We start from the raw sequence: 16,893 nt of genomic DNA on the forward strand, positions 1-16,893 counted from the left end.
TTTTGTCAAGGCGGGATAATGTTTTTTTACATATTGTTTTCAACTTTTCGCACAAATCGAAACGTTATCAAAATAAGAACCTGCCCTCTGCGTTCCCGGTGCAAAAAAAACACATCTTTGTAAATGGAGAGAGCCGCACTCCCCCGGCGGAGAAAAAGTTTCAAAATAGCTGTAGACAAACGGGGCGGGATGTGGTATAATAATAAAGTATACGTTTTGAAAGGAGATATGGAAATGGCTGAGCTTACCAACAAGGAAAACATACGCAATTTCTGCATTATCGCGCACATAGATCACGGAAAGTCAACGCTTGCCGACCGCATACTTGAGCTGACCGACACCGTCGCGCTCCGCGACATGGAGGATCAGCTGCTCGACAACATGGACATCGAGCGCGAGCGCGGCATCACCATCAAGGCGCGTGCCGTCCGTCTGAAATACCACGCCGACGACGGTGAGGACTACATCTTCAACCTCATCGACACGCCCGGACACGTTGACTTCAACTACGAGGTATCGAGATCGCTGGCGGCTTGCGAGGGCGCTGTGCTCATCGTTGACGCTTCGCAGGGCATCGAGGCGCAGACGCTGGCGAACACCTACCTCGCCATCGAGCACGACCTTGAAGTGCTCCCCGTCGTGAACAAGATCGACCTGCCCTCTGCCGACCCCGACCGCGTCTGCAAGGAAGTCGAAAACGTTATCGGCATCCCTGCACTCGACGCGCCGCGCATCTCGGCAAAAACGGGCGAGAACATCCGTGAGGTGCTCGAACGCATCATCACCGACATCCCCGCACCAAAGGGCAGCGACGACAAGCCCTTGCAGGCACTCATTTTCGACAGCTACTACGACCAGTACAAGGGCGTTATCATCTACGTCCGCGTGATGGAGGGCTGTCTGAAAGCAGGCGACACCATCAAGCTGATGGCGACGGGCGCGGAATTCCAGACCACCGAAGTCGGCTTCATGGGCGCGACCGACCTTGTGCCCGTGGGCGAACTGCACGCAGGCGAAGTCGGCTACATCGCGGCTTCCATCAAGTACATCGGTGACACACAGGTTGGCGACACCGTCACCCTCACCGACAACCCCTGCGCAGAACCGCTCCCGGGCTACAAGAAGGTCAACCCGATGGTCTTCTCGGGCGTGTACCCTGCCGACAGCGCCAAGTACCCCGACCTGCGCGACGCTCTCGACAAGCTGGCGCTCAACGACGCTTCCCTGTCCTTCGAGGCGGAGACTTCCGCGGCGCTGGGCTTCGGTTTCAGATGCGGATTCCTCGGACTTCTGCACATGGAGATAATCCAGGAACGTCTTGAACGTGAGTATAACCTCGACCTCATCACCACCGCACCGAGCGTTGTGTATAAGGTCAACTTCACCGACGGCTCCACCGTCATGATAGACAACCCCACCAACTACCCCGACCCTGCGGTCATCGCTTCGGCGGAAGAGCCGATGGTGAAAGCGGACATCTACACTCCGCCCGAGTTCGTCGGGAATATCATGGAGCTGTGTCAGGACAGACGCGGCACCTTCAAGAACATGGAGTACCTCGACGAGAACCGCGTTGACCTGCACTATGAGCTGCCGCTGGGAGAGATAGTATACGACTTCTTCGACGCGCTGAAAAGCCGTACAAGGGGCTACGCGTCCTTCGACTACGAGATGCTGGGCTACCAGCCCTCGAAGCTCGTCAAGCTGGACATCATGCTCAACGGCGAGGTGGTGGACGCGCTTTCCTTCATCGTCCACACAGACAAGGCTTACGCACGCGGACGCAAGATCTGCGAACGCCTGAAGGACAACATCCCCCGTCAGCTGTTCGAGGTGCCTATCCAGGCGGCTATCGGCGGCAAGATAATCGCACGCGAGACCGTCAAGGCGATGCGCAAGGACGTACTCGCCAAGTGCTACGGCGGCGACATCACCCGAAAGAAAAAGCTCCTCGAAAAGCAGAAAGAGGGCAAGAAGCGCATGAGACAGCTCGGCACTGTTGAGGTACCGCAGGAAGCGTTCATGAGCGTCCTCAAGCTCGACGAAGACTAAAGAAATAACAGATCTCATCCGTTATCTATTATAATATGGTTAGGAGAGGACAATGAACGACAGCGAAAAATCTATGAAATACTTCATTATCTTTGCGCTGGGGGCGGCTGTCGTGCTGCCTGTCGGCGGAGAGGTATTCGCCAATATATCACACGGCTTCGGGATAGGGATGGTCGCGGTATGGGCTGTCCTCGCAGGGGTGAAATTCTCTTCCCTGCCCTTCAGGAACGCCATGCTCGGGGTATCGGCTTACGTCTTTTCGGCGGTGGTGCTGAGCCTTATCGGGTACGTTGTCATCCACCCTGCCGTGAAAAGCTGGCTCGAAGCCAACTCGACCTACTTTGAGCTTTCGCTGGTGGAGCTGGCAGGCTACTGGGCTAAGGCCTTCGCACTGCTCGCCTGCTCGTATCTCATCTACTTCGGACGGCTCGGGTTCAGGGCGGCTGTGGGCAAGTTCGAGAAGAACAGCTCGGAGACTTCCGCCGCCATCGAGAACGCTTTTGAGGACGACGAACCATGACGGGCATCTACATCCATGTGCCGTTCTGCATACGGAAATGCCCCTACTGCAAGTTCTGCTCGAAACCCCTTCGGCCTGCGGACATCCCCGACTTCACCGCCGCCGTCATGCGCAACCTTTCGGTGCTGGGCGAACGGAATATCGACGCGGATACCGTCTATTTCGGCGGCGGCACGCCCTCGCTCCTGCCGCCCGAAGCCGTTGAGGACATACTCTCGGCGGTGCGTGCGAACGTTCACCTGCACGACCCCGAGATAACCCTCGAAGCCAACCCGTCAAGCGTCACCCGTGAAAAGCTCATCGGGTGGCGGCAGGCAGGCGTGAACAGGCTGTCCTTCGGGGTGCAGAGCGCGGACGACGAGGAACTTCGCTTTCTCGGCAGACTGCACGACTTCGCACGCGCTGAAAAAGCCGTCCGCACCGCTCATGAGGTCGGGTTCGGCAACATTTCATGCGACCTGATGCTTGGGTTGAAGGGTCAGGACAGAGGTTCGCTTGACCGCACCATCGACAGAATGCTCGCTCTGCCGATAAGCCATCTGTCGGCGTATATGCTGGCGGTGGAGGAAGGCACGGCGTTCGACAGCGACGCTGTCCGCGCTTCACTGCCCGATGACGACACGGTCAGCGACCTGTACCTGCGGCTCTGCGAACGCATGAGGGCGGCAGGCTTTGAGCGGTACGAAATATCAAACTGGGCGAAGGACGACAGACGCTCGCGGCACAACATGAAGTACTGGACGCTTGAACCGTACATCGGCATCGGGCCGTCGGCGCACTCCGACTTCGGCGGTAGAAGATACTTCTGTCCCGACGACATCGGCGGCTTCATACGCGCAGGCATCCAGCGGAACGAGACCGAGGACGACTGCCCCGACAGGCTCAGGGAGTACATAATGCTGGGTCTGCGCATCTCCGACGGGATAACGAAGGAACGTCTGGCAGAACTCGGGAACGAAGAGTTCGCGGAGACGGTCTTTGAGAGAGCCGCAGAGCTCGAAAAGGCAGGGCTCGTCACCGTGCAGGACGGCAGGATAGCTCTGACCGACGAGGGCGCACTGGTGTCGAACGCCGTGATACTCAGACTGGCGGAGGGCTGACCGCGGAACGATAGCCGTGTTGATTCTCCACAAAAAAGAGCAAGGAGAATTGTGCAACCCTACAATTAATATGTTCGCTATTGCACGCGGCGATAAAAAATGATATAATAACTATATACGTTCTGTTTCCCTGTCTACGGAGGAGAAAACATGAGGACAAAGCTCACCGCTCTTGCGGCAGCCGCCGTAATGCTCATTACGGCTGTCGGATGCGGCTCAAAACAGACCGACGATAAGATCGTCGTGCCTATATATAAGACCAAGGATATAAACTACAAGACCGAGGAGGCTGTCATCGGCGATATTACACAGAAGTATTACGTCGAGGGCAGGTTCGATTACCCCTACTCCGAAAAGGTCAAGTTCAAAAAGGCAGGCATAATCAAGTCGATAAACGTTGAGGAAAACGATACCGTCAAGGCAGGCGATATCCTCTGCACTCTCGACTCCGAGGAGCTCGATCAGCAGCTCGAAGAGAAGAAGGTCTACCTCGAACAGGCGAAAAAGACCGTCAGTAAGCTCGCTCAGGACGGCGGCTCGAAGAAAGAGATCGAGATGGCGAACGTTCAGCTCGAAGTGCTCCAGCTTGAGTACGACCACATGACGGCTTCCTACGACGACTATAACGTTTACGCTCCCTGCGACGGCGTGTTCAGGACTGACGGCAAGACCGCTTTCGGACACGGCATCGCCGAACAGAGGGGCGCGGACAGCATCATAATCGTCGGCGGCTCGGTCAAGGCTTCGCAGACTCTCGGCAAGATCTCCGACCACTCGAAGCAGTACCTCATCTGTGAGGTCTACGACAACCCCCTCGAAAACGTCAATTTCGGCACAAGGGTGAACCTTGAGCAGGGCGCTTCGCAGGCTCAGGGCAAGGTCGTGGATATACTCAAGTCGGAGGGCGGCGGAATGGTGATCTACACCTACGTCATCGACCTTGACAAGGACGCGGATCTTAGCGACCTGCCCGTGCAGTGCGTGTTCGATGTTTACTCGAAGCTCGATACCGTGCTGGTGCCGACCGAAGCGATAAAGACCTCGAAAGACCGCACCTACGTAAATCTCCTGATCGACGGCACAAAGATCGAACAGGACGTTGAAACAGGGCTCGCCGACGGCAAACAGACCGAGATAGTAAGCGGTCTTGCAGGCGGAGAACAGGTCATAGTCAACTAATATACGAAAATATGAAAAAGAAAATCCGGAGGAGATGACCCCATGAAAGAGATCCTTGAAAACACATGGGTGAAAAGATGCGTCTCGATATTCACGGCGGCTTACGCTGCGATGATTGCGCTGTTCACTTATGCGACCTTTCAGTACAACCTTGTGTTCGCCTCGGGCAAGCAGGCGACGTTCCTAATCATCTACGCGATAGCTTCGATAGTGTTCCTGCTGCTGATGCTGTACACGCGGGACATTTTTATGACGAAACTGCTGAGCATACTGATGCTGCCCATTGTATTCTTCTTGCTGCTGTTCAATCTCGGCAACGGCAACTGGACGCTCATAATACCTCCCTTCGTGGTGGCGCTGGTGATATTCTTCGCGGCGAGCACATCAGAATCGCTAAAAGTCATCATGGGCACGATATACCTTCTGCTGTATGTGCTCGGAATCGTGGCATACATCATCTGCAATATGCTGTTCCAGGGCTCGGCTATCGAGACTCCGCTGGATATGTCCCTTGACCCCGACTCGGCAGCGTACTCCTACTACAAGACCGACCTCGTTCACCTGTCGAAGGTGACGAATGACGACAACACCTATTCCCCCGACGGAAAGTTCCGCTTCTACATGACCGACGTTAAGGACTCGGACGGACGAGTTAAGATATACGTCGTTCCCGCAAGTGAGGACATCACGCTGAAGTTCTTCTCGCTGAAGCAGAAGGGCATCAAGCGCGTCGTGACCACCAAGGGCACGAGAGGTATCGTCCCCGACGTCGGCTGGACGGTCAAGAAAGACAAGCAGGGCAAACAGGTGCTGTACCTCTGCTACAAGCTCGCACCGACCGATTCCTGGAAGGAAGCAAAGGTCACCGAAGAGAATATGCCGAAGAAGAACTACTGGGAGTTCCTCGGTATTTCGTAAAAAAGCAAAGCCGTACAGAATTTTCCTGTGCGGCTTTTTTGCATGGGACGAAACAGTTATCGCGGTTTTATTTGTTAAATCTTTTTAAATTTTGTTTGTGAAATATAAAAAATCATCGGGGGATTTTTTGGAGCAAATTAACAAAAAAATCGTTTTCACCTAAGTTTTTCAGCAAAACTATTGGAAATCAGTTTTGATTGTGATATAATATTAATGGGATATTGTACGGAAAGGAGCATAATATGCCCGACAGATCCTTCCTCGCAGGTGCGGCTGAACCTGTAATAAGACTCTATGACGGCAAACGAAAATTCATTGAGTCCGAAGCCTGTACCGAATATATCGCGTATATGGAAAAACAAAACCGCCTTCCTTATAAGACCCCTGCCCTTCGGACAGGTAAGCTCTCCGAAACTTTTCAGTCGGGGATGCAGGTCTTTACCATAGGCGATGAGTTTGAAAAGACCGTGTTGTACCTGCACGGCGGTTCTTATTTCGCTCCGCCTAATATCTTTCACTGGGATATGCTCGTAAGACTCAGTCAGCTCGCTCAGGTGCGCGTGGTCGCACCCCTGTACCCGAGAGCCCCCGTCCATACCTGTGCGGCGGCTTATTCCCTGCTGACCGAGCTCTGCTCCGAATACCACTTTGAAGCGCTCATGGGCGACTCGGCAGGCGGCGGTCTCGCGCTCGGTCTGGCTCAGACCCTTATCGCAGACGGCAGACACTGCCCCGATAAACTCATCCTGCTCTCCCCCTGGCTCGATATCTCCATGGAAAACGAGGAGATGAGACAGTACGAGGAGCTCGACCCTATGCTCGGTATCTACGGGCTGAAACGCATGGGCAAGCTCTGGGCAGGCAGCCTCGACGTCCGCGACCCGATGGTCAGCCCCATCTACGGCAGCTTCGAGGGCATACGTCAGTTGTACGTCTACGTAGGCACGCATGAGATATTCTATCCCGAAGTCACAAGGCTCGAAAAGCTGCTCGAAGGGAGCGGCACAGCACTTGACATCACAGTCGGCGAGGGTATGACCCACGTATGGGCGGCATATCCTATGCGCGAGGGACGTGACGCTGTACGCAAAATGGCAGCGCAGCTCGCAGCCGACAATATGGAGGACTAACACTATGAAAACTTCTGATCCTAACGCTCACATCAAGATCGACGTTTTCGATCTTTCAGACTATATTATCAAATTCTACCACAAGATCGAGAAACCTATCAACAACAACAGACTGAACAGCGTGCTGTACTTCATTCAGGCGTATTTCCTGATGCAGATAGACGAGGTGTGCTTCATCGACGATATTATCGCCCGTGAGTACGGCCCCGTCGTGCCTGCGGTGTACACCAAGTACTCACAGTACGGCATCGACCCGATACCGCTGCCGAAGAACCCCGACCACCTGCTCGAAGCGACCAAGTCGGACGCGCAGCTGCTGTTCGAGGTCATCGACTTCACATCCGAGTGGTCGAATTCCGCGATGATGAGCCTGATACACGATCAGCGCCCCTACAGACACGCGCTGAACACCCACAGCCGCATCATCCCGCCCGAAAAGCTGAAAAAGTATTTCGGCTGACAGATAACGACACAAAAGCTCCCGAACGTTCGGGAGCTTATTTTTTGCGGCCGCATCTATAACAGTTCGGTCTGCTGTGAGGTTCTGAAGATGAACCTGTTTTTGTATTTTTTTAAGGAGCTTTCCGATACATTGATCCGTGTGCAAAAAAGAATAAAGAATAGAGAATAATGAATAATACAGAAACGCCTGCTTCAACAGTTGTCAGGGTCTCGTTTTGCCGCACAAATAAAAAAATGACCCCTCAGCAATAAGCTGAGGGGCGTTTCTGGTGGGGGAAGATGGATTCGAACCATCGAAGTTAAAGAACAACAGATTTACAGTCTGCCCCCTTTGGCCACTCGGGAATTCCCCCATATTTAATTTTGAGAGCTGGATGACGGACTCGAACCCCCGACCTGCTGATTACAAATCAGCTGCTCTACCAACTGAGCTAATCCAGCGTTCTGTTCGGTGTTCGGTTTCGGTTTTTCGTTTTCCTTACGTCCGACAGCTTAATTATTATAGCACACAATTTCGGTTCTGTCAACCCCTTTTTTTAACTTTGTAGACTTACACAAATTCGAGTGATAATTTGCACACGTAGATATTCATAACACACAAAAATCAACCCAAAAAACCCTCAAAAAAGCTGATTTTTCTCCCAAAAAAATCTAAAAAAAAAATTTCTTCCCCCATAAATCAGGGGGGGGAGAATCACAAAACTTTTTTATCTAACCATTTCGAGGAGAACGCCCATGCACCCCAATATCAAAAGTCTTTGGAAGGGGGGCTGGGAGAGAACCTTTCTTCCGGCCGTGCGAAGCTAAGGCGGGTTGCCCCCGGATAATCCCGCACTCTGCGCTCACCCCTTGCTGCCGCAGATGGGGCAGAATCTTGCTTCGGCGGGCATGGACGCGCCGCAGTGGGCGCAGTACTTTGCGGGTGCCGTGGCGGGTGTGGGGGCAGGTTCTGCTGCGCGGACTGCCGACACTGCGACTACCATCGGCTGTACGGGGCTCTGTGCGGGCTGTACGGGGCTCTGGGGCTGCGAGCTATATCTTTCAGCACCCGTGTAAACAGGCTGCTGTACGGGCTGCTGGTAGCCTTGCTGAGGCTGTCCGAAATTCGGCTGCTGACCCATGTTCAGACCCATGTCGTTTGTCATAGAGGGCGGCATACCCATCGGGGGCATTCCCATCGGGGCACCGTTCTGATACGGCTGGTAGGGATTGAACTCCTGACGGGCTGCACCCATCGGGGGAAGCGGCATTCCGAACACCTTCTTCGAGGTGGTCTTTCCGCCCTTCATGTCCTGATACTCACCGCCGAGCACTTCGTAGTAATAACGATTGTAGATGTTGTGGCTCTCGGCCTTCGCACGCTTGACCGTCTTGCCGATGGTGACGTAGATGAACACCATCACAAACAGCAGCACAAGGAACGGCCAGTTCTCGTTCAGAAGCCCCGGAAGGGTCGCCAGCGAGTCGTAGATGCCGTGCAGGATCACCGAGAACATGAAAGCCTTGCGCTCGGGATGAGTGTCCTGCAAGTTGTTGTAGCGGCGGTATTTCGTCACGCCGAAGTGATAGCCCATCACGATGCCCGTTACCGCGTGCATCGGTATCGACAGCACCGCACGCATTATCGCAACGCTCAGTCCGCCGCCGTTCAGGAATATGTAGCCGAGATTTTCAAGCGTCGCAAAGCCGAGCGCCGAACAGGCGCCGTAGATGACGCCGTCGTAGGTGTTGTCGAAATCGCGGTCGTTGAAGATTATCCACTTGAAGGTGAAGTACTTGCAGGCTTCCTCAAACAATCCGACGACTACAAAGAATTCCAGCACCTGATAGATGACGGACTCGTTCGTGCTTGCGCCGTTTTCGATGTCGAAGATGCCCAGCACAAACCCGAGCACCATGCCGCCTACCACTTCAAGGATTATCGCGGGGATGGTCGAGAGCGCACTAATCGTAAATACCGATGCGAGCTTCTTGAAAGGCTCTTTTTCGGCACGCGCGTTATTGATTACCACCAGCATTATGACGATGGTGGGCAGAAGGGCGATGCCGAGGGTTATAAGGGTCAGCAGACTCATTTGTTGTCACTCCTAACTTTCTGTCCGTATTTCTCTCACTGAACAGCTCTGAGCTTTTCCAGTGTTTTCGGTTTGGGGATCTTGCGCAGGTACTTGTAGCACCGCTTGTACTCATCATACGCCTCCGCGAATTCCTCCTCGGTGGGCGTGTGACCGCCGAAGCATACCCTCTCGAACAGCCGCAGCAGCTTTTCGGGGACTGCCGCTCTCGTCTCGTTCAGGTAGGTCCTGAGCATCTTCACGGTATAGGCGCTGTAGTCCGAACCAGTGGAGAGGTTCACCAGCTTGATGATGTTGCGGTAGAGCATCAGCGTGCGCTCCGCAGGGCTCTTCATTCGCAGACGTATGCGGAGTATCAGCTCCACGATGCGGTCGAGCAGAAGTACGAAGATGACTACGAACGCCACGATGATAACGATGAGGAACCTGCTGAGTATGCGCAGGAATGCCGCAGCACTGAAATTATCGTCCTGCTTCGGTATCTGCATATAGCCCGGCACGGTGGGGTCGAAGGTCATCCAGCCTGCGCCTGCGATGTAGACTTCCACGAAGGCATGGGCACAGCTGTCCCTGATGATGAACGAACCGTCATCCGCTCTCTCGAAGGCGGCGAAGCCCTCCACATAGCGTGCAGGCAGTCCTGCGGCTCTCGCCATCAGCGTCATGGCGGTGGCGAAGTTGGTGCAGTAGCCCGTCTTGCTCTCGAAAACGAAGTAGTCTATCGAGGTGTCCTCGGGAACGTACTCAAGGGAGTACTCAAAGCCCGTCTCCTCGAACCACGTTTCCAGTATCTTTGCTTTCTGATAGTCGCTCTTCGCGTCCTTGGTGAGCTCAAACGAAAGCTCTGCCAGCCTGTCGGACACGCCCGACAGCGCCATGTAGCTGTCACAGGCGGTCTCGTAGTCGGCACGCAGGCGGTCTGCCGCCTCGCCGTCGTACTTCGGGTCGTAGAGGTCGGCGGCGCTCAGACCGAGGGAGCTGACGTACATATACATATCCGCGTCGGTATCGTTATACACGAAGGTGTCGTTGAGGGGCGGATTCGGCTCGGCATTTCTCGAAGCGCGGCGTATGATGACCGACTTCGGGAACTTGTAGTAATCGAGCCCCGTGAAATCCTCATCATCGGTTATCGTGTTGAGGGGGGCAGGCAGATATTCGGGGGCGAAAGTCTCATCATAGACGATGCCCGTAGTTCTGTGGGGCAGACCGTCAGGCACCGACAGCCCCAGTGCCGCCGCATCCTTCAGGATGTCGTCTACCCCGTATTCGGGAACTACCGACGAGTACGCGAGGGCAAAATCCGAGTCGTTCATGGTGTACTTCCACTTGTCGCCGTCGAAGTTGTCGAAGGGCTGTATGCGCAGGAAATACTCCTCTCTGTCGCCCTCGGTCTTGAAGCTGAATATCTGCCTTCCCGTGTAAGCGGGCGGCGTCGAACGTGCAGAGGACTCGGGGGAGATGCTGTTGTCGTCGCCGCTTCCCGTCGCCTGCGTGTCCACGTAGTTGAAGAAGTTTGAATCCTGCTCAAGCTTCGAGCGGTAGGTCGGCTTCTTTATCATCATCGTGACAGCGCCCGTTACCGAAACGAATATCGCGATGCTGATGAGGTAGGAACGGTCTATCTTTATCCTGCCCCTGTCCTTCGGCGGGATGGCAGGGTCAACACGGCGGTTGTGTACCATGACCGCAAGGAACGACGTGATGATGAGCGTCACGACTATCTCGGGCATTTCTTCCGCCCGCTTCGCATAGATGACGAAGGGGAACATCAGACACAGCATCGAACCGAGACTTCGGTAGCGTATCTGCGTGAAATAGTACAGCACCGAGATGAGGAAGAATCCTCCGCCCAGAAATACCGCCCATATGAACTCGGGGCGGTAACTATACGAACCGTCCTCACCGTAGAACCAGCTCACAGGCTCGGTGTAGTCGCTCACGATGCCCGACCACATCAGCATCACCGATGCGTTCACTACCAGAAACAGTATTGCGCAGTAGATGATGCCGCCTATTATCTTCTTGTCCTTTATCTTGTCAAAAAACAGGAACAGCCCCAGCTGTACCAGCATGAACATCACCGTCATGAATGGTACGAACGGTCTGTACAGCGCATAGTATACGGAAAAACACAGCACTCCCCCGAGCAGCATCGGGCAGAAGTAACTGCTCACAGTCTCCGCTAACGGACGCTTCGGCTTTTCCTGCTTTGTCTTGGTTTTCTTCTCTTTTTTAAACATCTATATAACTCCCTATACGGGTATTGTCCCTCACCGCTGTTTGTGCTCCTGTTCTTCAAAAGTGCAGAAGCCATTCAGGCAGTATCTCTAGTCAAACGCAGCCTCCAGATCAAACGCCCCCAATATCAAAAGTCTTCGGATGGGGGTCACCCCTGCACACGGCTGAACTCGAATTCGTTTGAGATAGTCCAGAGGTTAGGGCTTATCATGGGCAGGTTCGCGCCTGCCGAGCATATTATGAGGGCATCGGGGGACTGTGCCGCTATCTGCACAGCCGAAGAATCCTTGCCCGAGACCGCGCTTGTGAAGCAGATAGGCGTTTTTGCCGAAGCGGTCAGTTCGGGCGGTATGAGTGCAGGGGGCTCGCAGGGTTCAAGACCCGAGAGCTCCTCCTGCAAACGAAAGACGTCCGCCATGTTGTGTATCTCCTCGCTGAGCCACAAGCCCTCGCTGCAATAGTAGAAAGTCGCTTCCCTGCCCTCACGCAGCAGCATGGTGAACATGGCGAGCGCACCTTCTATGACATTGTCTCTCACCGACAGCAGGTAGTCGTCGGGGATGTAGGGCGGACAGTCGAGGAAGAACATCTGTCCCGAGCCGCGTATCTGTTCGTCGAGTCGTATCATGTAGATATCGCGTTTCGAGGACATCTTCCAGTTTATGCGTTTTATTGGGTCGCCGGGGACGTACTGACGGTGGTCGTAGCCGGGGAGACCTGTTGGGGTCAGCGAATTCTCGTCGCTCTCCTCCTCGTCGTCATCGTTGTTGAAGCGGCTGGTGGTTTTCAGCAGTTCGGTCTGCGGAGCGGCATCGGGGATGTCGGGGTAGACCGCGACGCGGATGCTTTTCTGATCCTCGGGCACCTTCACCGCGAAGGTGAATATCCCGAGATAATCCGTCAGCAGCACGCTCTGCACCATCAGACCCGCTGCGCCCGAGTGTTTCGAGCGGACGGGTATCTTTATCCTGTTGGTCTCGTTTCCTGCCACCGCGCCCTTGAACAGGCTGCCTCCCGTAAGTTCGAGGTGAGGGGTGCAGTCCACGCGTATCTCGATGACGGGGGACGGCAGCAGTATCGACTTGGACAGTCTGACCTTTAGCACCATGTCCTCGCCCTTCGTCAGTACCGTCTTGTCAGCCGCGACCGTCACGTTTATGCTGCGCACCAGCACCAGCGTCGTCACCAGCGACAGCAGGAACGCGCACACCAGCGCGGCTATGAGTATCACGCCTGCCGTACCGTCGAGGTAATAGGTCACCCCGAAAGCCACCGCGATACACCCGATATAGGACGCGACGCCTGCCACGGCGCGGTAGGTGCGGGTCTGGGTCACGCCCGACGGCAGCTCGCCCTTCAGTACGAGTTTCTTCTTTTCTTCGCTTGTCATATCGTCACCCGCGTCATTCAACAGGCGCAGGCACGGTAAGAGCCACCTGCTCCATTACCTCCTCCGCCGTACCGAAGGCGCTCTTACCCTTAGGAGAGAGCATCAGTCGGTGAGACAGCACCGCGCTCATGACCGCCTTGACGTCATCGGGAACGACGTAGTCGCGGCTGTCGATGTAGGCGTAGGCTTTCGCGGCTTTGAGCAGTGCGATGCCTGCTCTCGGCGACGCTCCGAGCTTGATGAGGTCGGAAGAGCGCGAAGCGTTCAGCAGGTCTACGATGTACTTCTTGACGCTGTCGGTGCAGCGCACCTGCTTTACGCTTGCGATATGCTGCATAACGTCGTCAACGGTCATCACCGCCGCGAGCTTCTCGGTGAACTCGTTGGTCTCGGAGCGGCTTATGATGTCGAGCTCCTCCTCGGGGGTGGGGTAGCCCATGGAGATCTTCATGATGAATCTGTCCATCTGCGCTTCGGGCAGGTGGTAGGTACCGTAGGTCTCGACAGGGTTCTGGGTCGCCATTACCATGAAAGGTGCAGGCAGGCGCATGGTCACGCCGTCGAGGGAAATCTGGTGTTCCTCCATGACCTCCAGAAGCGAGGACTGCGCCTTCGGTGAGGCACGGTTTATCTCGTCGGCGAGCAGGAAGTTGCACATCGCCGCACCCGTCTTGTACTCAAGCTCTCGGGTCTGAGGGTTTATCATCGAGAAACCGACGATGTCGGAAGGCATGATGTCGGGGGTGAGCTGTATACGGTTGAACTTGCCGTCCACCGAGCTTGCCAGCGCGGACACGAGCCTCGTCTTGCCGACGCCCGGCACGTCCTCGATAAGGATATGGCCCTCCGACAGCATCGCGCAGATGACCTTCACGATGGAAGTGCGTTTTCCGACGATTATCTTCTCTATATTGTTCACAAGCGCTTCAATTTGTGTGTTCATTATTATCCTTTCCTCCGTAACGATAATACAGGTCATCCGACCGCTGAGCTGTGCGGCGTCCCTGCATGAGAGAACAAGCTCTCACAGTGCTTTGACAATGTAAAGCATCCGTGTATATTATACCATATTACCACTGTATCGTCAAGTAAATTCGTATATCTTTTGTGTATCTTTCACAAGCCCGTCAGCTGCCGCAGAAGCGGGTCAGACAGACCTCCGTCACAGCATTTCAAGGTAGCCGCGCATTATCTCAAGGGTCTTTTCGCGGCTGTAGACCATGCCGTCCGCCATCAGGTATTCGATGTAGTCGTTGAACGCGCTGACGATGCTCTGTTCGCTCACGTCAACGAAGTGCATCCCGCGGTCGGGGCGGCGGGAGACGAGCTTTATGTGCCTGCCCTCTACGAGGTTCACGCGGAGCCCCATGGACGCGTGTTCGCTGTCCACGATGCGGTAATCGTAGCGTCCCGACTCGGAGAACTCTATCATGCGGGTGAGTATCTGACGGCGGGTATCCGCTTCGAGACAGCCGCCGTCAGGTGAAGGCAGCTCTTCGCAGATGCCCTTCAGCACCAGCTCACGCAGACCTTCCTCACTGAAAATGCTGATATAGCCCGTATCAAGGAACATCTTGCGCAGATACCCTGCTTTTTCCAGAGCGGCGTTCAGGTATTCTTTGTCGAGAGCCAGCATACGCTTTATGTCATTGTCATCCAGCGTCAGCACCACGCTGGGCTGACGGTCGAAGGTCAGGGTATAGCTGGGGTAGTTGTCCAGACGTCTCAGCATATCCGACAGACTGTCGTCCACCTCCACGAAGGGGAAACACTCGGCTTTCATCCTGTCGAACACTCTTCGGTAGAAGTCCACCGTTTCGGGGTCGGTATAGATGATACTCGTGCCGAGGTCGATTTCGGCGCAGATAGCCAGGTCATCGGTCACGAAAAGAACGGGCATGAGGGTCATGGAGTTGATATGCTCCCTGACGTTGCCGTAGTAGCAGAGGGGTCGGTAGTTGTTGTCTATGAACGCGTAGGCGCATATCTCGGGGAAGAGATTGAGGTTATGCTCGCTGTCGGCGGTGTTGTCGAAGCAGATGATATGCTCCTTTATGCCGCGGCCGAAAGCGCAGGAGCCGAGAAGTTCTTTCAGCTTCCGGTCGGGCTGGCAGATGGTCTTCATGCCCGAGCCTTTCATGAAAGACCGTCCGAGCATGGGGCGTGCGGTCTCGGCAAGCTCATCGAAGGTGCGGCAGACCATGACAGGCGGTACGGAAGGCGGAATTTTGGCGATGGACCGCTGCACCAGGTCGCCGAAGCCGTTGCCGTCCTCCAGCTCGGAGAAGCGCTGTATCATGCGTTTCACACGGAGTCTGCGGCTGTAGACGTTCTCGCCCATGACGGTTATCTTATACAGCTCTTTGAGTTCGGCGGCTTCGTCGGCGCTGAGCATCAGCAGGCGGCAGATAGCCGTCACCTGTTCAGCGGAAGTCGGGCGGCGTTCACCGCTTATCATCTTATGCAGGGTCGCACGGTCGATGCCCAGCTGACGGGCAAAGGAAACGACGGTGATACCGCGGCGTTCGGTGTATTTTTTCAGTTTGTCTGAGAATTGTGACATAGGTCGGGGAGCTCCTCTCGGGAAATGTGCAAAACCGATTGCCTATACATTATAGCACACTTTCGCAGAAAACACAAATGTTTCTCACAGGATTTTCCAACTTCATTTAAATTTTAATGAAAAAGTAATGACAATACGCCGCCGATATGATATAATCAATATGTATATCTGTGTACAGAAACGAAAGAGAGGCAATATTACAGAATGGACGCAAACACAAACGAGACACAGCTTCGGAAACTTCGGCTGGCGGCTGTCTCCGCTCTTGTTATCATAGCGGCGGCGCTCGCGGTCAGAGGTGTCATCAGAAGTGACAGGACAAAAATAGAAATGAAGTCCTCGTTGCCCGAAAGCTCATCTCAGTATATCGAACCCAGCGAGATAGAAAAAATAGACAAAGCTGCCGTCATCGCTCAGTTCACCTACGGCGAGGTCAGTCAGGGCTCGGCGGACGATATGCTGTTCGCACACGAATACGCGGCTCCGAAACGCTGCTTGCAGCCCGTATACAACGCGGTATTCTCCCCCGACGGTTTGCAGGTCGCGTCACTTGAGGACACGAAACTGCTCTGCGCCGCAGAGGTAGTCTATCCGCTCTCGCAGATGCTGACGGGCTTCTATCAGGAAACGGGGATGCGCACCGTTATGGTCAGCTCCGCCTACGAAGAACCGCCGCAGAACAGCTTCGCATATAACGACTACGGCGAATACAGCTACAGCGAAGCGACCCCCACCGCCGAATCCTCGGGACTCATCATCGGGTTCTCGCTATACGAGGAATACAAGGGCTCGCGGGAATTCACGGGCAAGGGCGTGTACGACTGGTTCACCGAGAACTGCTACAAATATGGCTTCATGCTGTACTCCCCCGAGGGCAAGGAGAGCATCACGGGACGCGACGCCGACCTCACGCGGTTCCGCTACGTCGGCAAGGAAGCCGCATACATCCTGCACGAAAACGGCGCCTGCTTTGAAGAGCTCGAAAGCTGCATCTCACAGCTCAGCTTCGACACCGCCGAGATAATCGAGATCAACGGCAGGGCTGTGATGGTCTACGCCATCGCCGCCGACGAGAACGGCTCGGCACAGATACGTCTGCCTGCCGACCCTGAGGGCAATCCCGCGCCTTTCACCGCGTACACCTGCGGCGGACATTACCTCATCTGCGCGGAGCTGCAATACACGCCCCTCATCGAGAGTGCCGCCACCGACACCGCTTCGGACACGAGTACAACAGCCGACGTCAACACTGAGGACTGAGAC

The 16,893-nt window shown here is 54.9% G+C and carries 13 protein-coding genes and 2 tRNA genes; 8 read left to right on the plus strand and 7 right to left on the minus strand.

The window, feature by feature from the left end; all coding sequences use genetic code 11:
- The first annotated feature begins 234 nt into the window (after positions 1–234).
- From lepA to BT142_RS05180, 7 genes are all read left to right on the plus strand, one after another.
- The gene (gene lepA, locus BT142_RS05150; protein WP_072417144.1) at positions 235–2,052 is read left to right on the plus strand and encodes a translation elongation factor 4; all 1,818 of its coding nucleotides are present in this window, start codon (positions 235–237) and stop codon (positions 2,050–2,052) included.
- 52 nt (positions 2,053–2,104) lie between these two features.
- Positions 2,105–2,572, plus strand: a complete 468-nt coding sequence (locus BT142_RS05155) for a hypothetical protein (protein ID WP_072417145.1) — start codon at positions 2,105–2,107, stop codon at positions 2,570–2,572.
- Entirely contained in the window at positions 2,569–3,672 is a 1,104-nt protein-coding gene (gene hemW, locus BT142_RS05160; protein ID WP_072417146.1) for a radical SAM family heme chaperone HemW, read from the plus strand. Before BT142_RS05155 ends, hemW begins: the two co-directional genes overlap by 4 nt.
- Positions 3,673–3,822: 150 nt before the next feature.
- Positions 3,823–4,851, plus strand: a complete 1,029-nt coding sequence (locus tag BT142_RS05165) for an efflux RND transporter periplasmic adaptor subunit (RefSeq protein WP_072417147.1) — start codon at positions 3,823–3,825, stop codon at positions 4,849–4,851.
- Positions 4,852–4,893: 42 nt separating this feature from the next.
- A complete protein-coding gene (locus tag BT142_RS05170) occupies positions 4,894–5,769 on the plus strand; it encodes a hypothetical protein (RefSeq protein ID WP_072417148.1) in 876 nt (291 codons plus the stop codon).
- Between the two features lie 242 nt (positions 5,770–6,011).
- Positions 6,012–6,899 carry an alpha/beta hydrolase fold domain-containing protein gene (locus BT142_RS05175; protein ID WP_072417149.1) on the plus strand — a complete coding sequence of 296 codons (888 nt, stop codon included), beginning with the start codon at positions 6,012–6,014 and terminating at the stop codon, positions 6,897–6,899.
- A gap of 4 nt (positions 6,900–6,903) precedes the next feature.
- The gene (locus BT142_RS05180) at positions 6,904–7,359 is read left to right on the plus strand and encodes a Panacea domain-containing protein (RefSeq protein WP_072417150.1); all 456 of its coding nucleotides are present in this window, start codon (positions 6,904–6,906) and stop codon (positions 7,357–7,359) included.
- 269 nt (positions 7,360–7,628) lie between these two features.
- Here BT142_RS05180 and BT142_RS05185 read toward each other — a convergent pair.
- The 7 genes from BT142_RS05185 to BT142_RS05215 all read right to left on the minus strand — a co-directional run bounded on the left by BT142_RS05185 (position 7,629) and on the right by BT142_RS05215 (position 15,630).
- Positions 7,629–7,714 (minus strand) — tRNA-Tyr (locus tag BT142_RS05185).
- Positions 7,715–7,729: 15 nt separating this feature from the next.
- A tRNA-Thr gene (locus BT142_RS05190) sits at positions 7,730–7,802 on the minus strand.
- Positions 7,803–8,203: 401 nt separating this feature from the next.
- Positions 8,204–9,436, minus strand: a complete 1,233-nt coding sequence (locus tag BT142_RS05195; RefSeq protein WP_072417151.1) for a PrsW family glutamic-type intramembrane protease — start codon at positions 9,434–9,436, stop codon at positions 8,204–8,206.
- A gap of 35 nt (positions 9,437–9,471) precedes the next feature.
- Positions 9,472–11,679, minus strand: a complete 2,208-nt coding sequence (locus tag BT142_RS05200) for a transglutaminase-like domain-containing protein (protein WP_072417152.1) — start codon at positions 11,677–11,679, stop codon at positions 9,472–9,474.
- A gap of 146 nt (positions 11,680–11,825) precedes the next feature.
- A complete protein-coding gene (locus tag BT142_RS05205) occupies positions 11,826–13,067 on the minus strand; it encodes a DUF58 domain-containing protein (protein WP_139182180.1) in 1,242 nt (413 codons plus the stop codon).
- Between the two features lie 13 nt (positions 13,068–13,080).
- Positions 13,081–14,010, minus strand: coding sequence for an AAA family ATPase (locus BT142_RS05210; protein ID WP_072417154.1), 930 nt, complete (start codon positions 14,008–14,010; stop codon positions 13,081–13,083).
- Positions 14,011–14,229: 219 nt separating this feature from the next.
- On the minus strand, positions 14,230–15,630 hold the full coding sequence (locus BT142_RS05215; RefSeq protein WP_072417155.1) for a helix-turn-helix domain-containing protein: 1,401 nt from the start codon (positions 15,628–15,630) through the stop codon (positions 14,230–14,232).
- A gap of 204 nt (positions 15,631–15,834) precedes the next feature.
- On the opposite strand from BT142_RS05215, the gene BT142_RS05220 reads away from it, so the two are divergent.
- Positions 15,835–16,890: a M15 family metallopeptidase domain-containing protein gene (locus BT142_RS05220; RefSeq protein WP_072417156.1), complete on the plus strand. Its 1,056-nt coding sequence runs from the start codon at positions 15,835–15,837 to the stop codon at positions 16,888–16,890.
- The last annotated feature ends 3 nt before the right edge of the window (positions 16,891–16,893 follow it).

The sequence above is a fragment of the Ruminococcus sp. YE71 genome, assembly GCF_900119155.1.
GTDB lineage: Bacteria > Bacillota > Clostridia > Oscillospirales > Ruminococcaceae > YE71.

Bases quoted from the DNA above. Each gene is read 5' to 3' on its own strand.
- BT142_RS05180 (WP_072417150.1), top strand. From the start codon at position 6,904: ATGAAAACTTCTGATCCTAACGCTCACATCAAGATCGACGTTTTCGAT.
- BT142_RS05205 (WP_139182180.1), bottom strand. From the start codon at position 13,067: ATGACAAGCGAAGAAAAGAAGAAACTCGTACTGAAGGGCGAGCTGCCG.
- lepA (WP_072417144.1), top strand. From the start codon at position 235: ATGGCTGAGCTTACCAACAAGGAAAACATACGCAATTTCTGCATTATC.
- hemW (WP_072417146.1), top strand. From the start codon at position 2,569: ATGACGGGCATCTACATCCATGTGCCGTTCTGCATACGGAAATGCCCC.
- BT142_RS05155 (WP_072417145.1), top strand. From the start codon at position 2,105: ATGAACGACAGCGAAAAATCTATGAAATACTTCATTATCTTTGCGCTG.
- BT142_RS05215 (WP_072417155.1), bottom strand. From the start codon at position 15,630: ATGTCACAATTCTCAGACAAACTGAAAAAATACACCGAACGCCGCGGT.
- BT142_RS05220 (WP_072417156.1), top strand. From the start codon at position 15,835: ATGGACGCAAACACAAACGAGACACAGCTTCGGAAACTTCGGCTGGCG.
- BT142_RS05165 (WP_072417147.1), top strand. From the start codon at position 3,823: ATGAGGACAAAGCTCACCGCTCTTGCGGCAGCCGCCGTAATGCTCATT.
- BT142_RS05210 (WP_072417154.1), bottom strand. From the start codon at position 14,010: ATGAACACACAAATTGAAGCGCTTGTGAACAATATAGAGAAGATAATC.
- BT142_RS05195 (WP_072417151.1), bottom strand. From the start codon at position 9,436: ATGAGTCTGCTGACCCTTATAACCCTCGGCATCGCCCTTCTGCCCACC.
- BT142_RS05200 (WP_072417152.1), bottom strand. From the start codon at position 11,679: ATGTTTAAAAAAGAGAAGAAAACCAAGACAAAGCAGGAAAAGCCGAAG.
- BT142_RS05170 (WP_072417148.1), top strand. From the start codon at position 4,894: ATGAAAGAGATCCTTGAAAACACATGGGTGAAAAGATGCGTCTCGATA.
- BT142_RS05175 (WP_072417149.1), top strand. From the start codon at position 6,012: ATGCCCGACAGATCCTTCCTCGCAGGTGCGGCTGAACCTGTAATAAGA.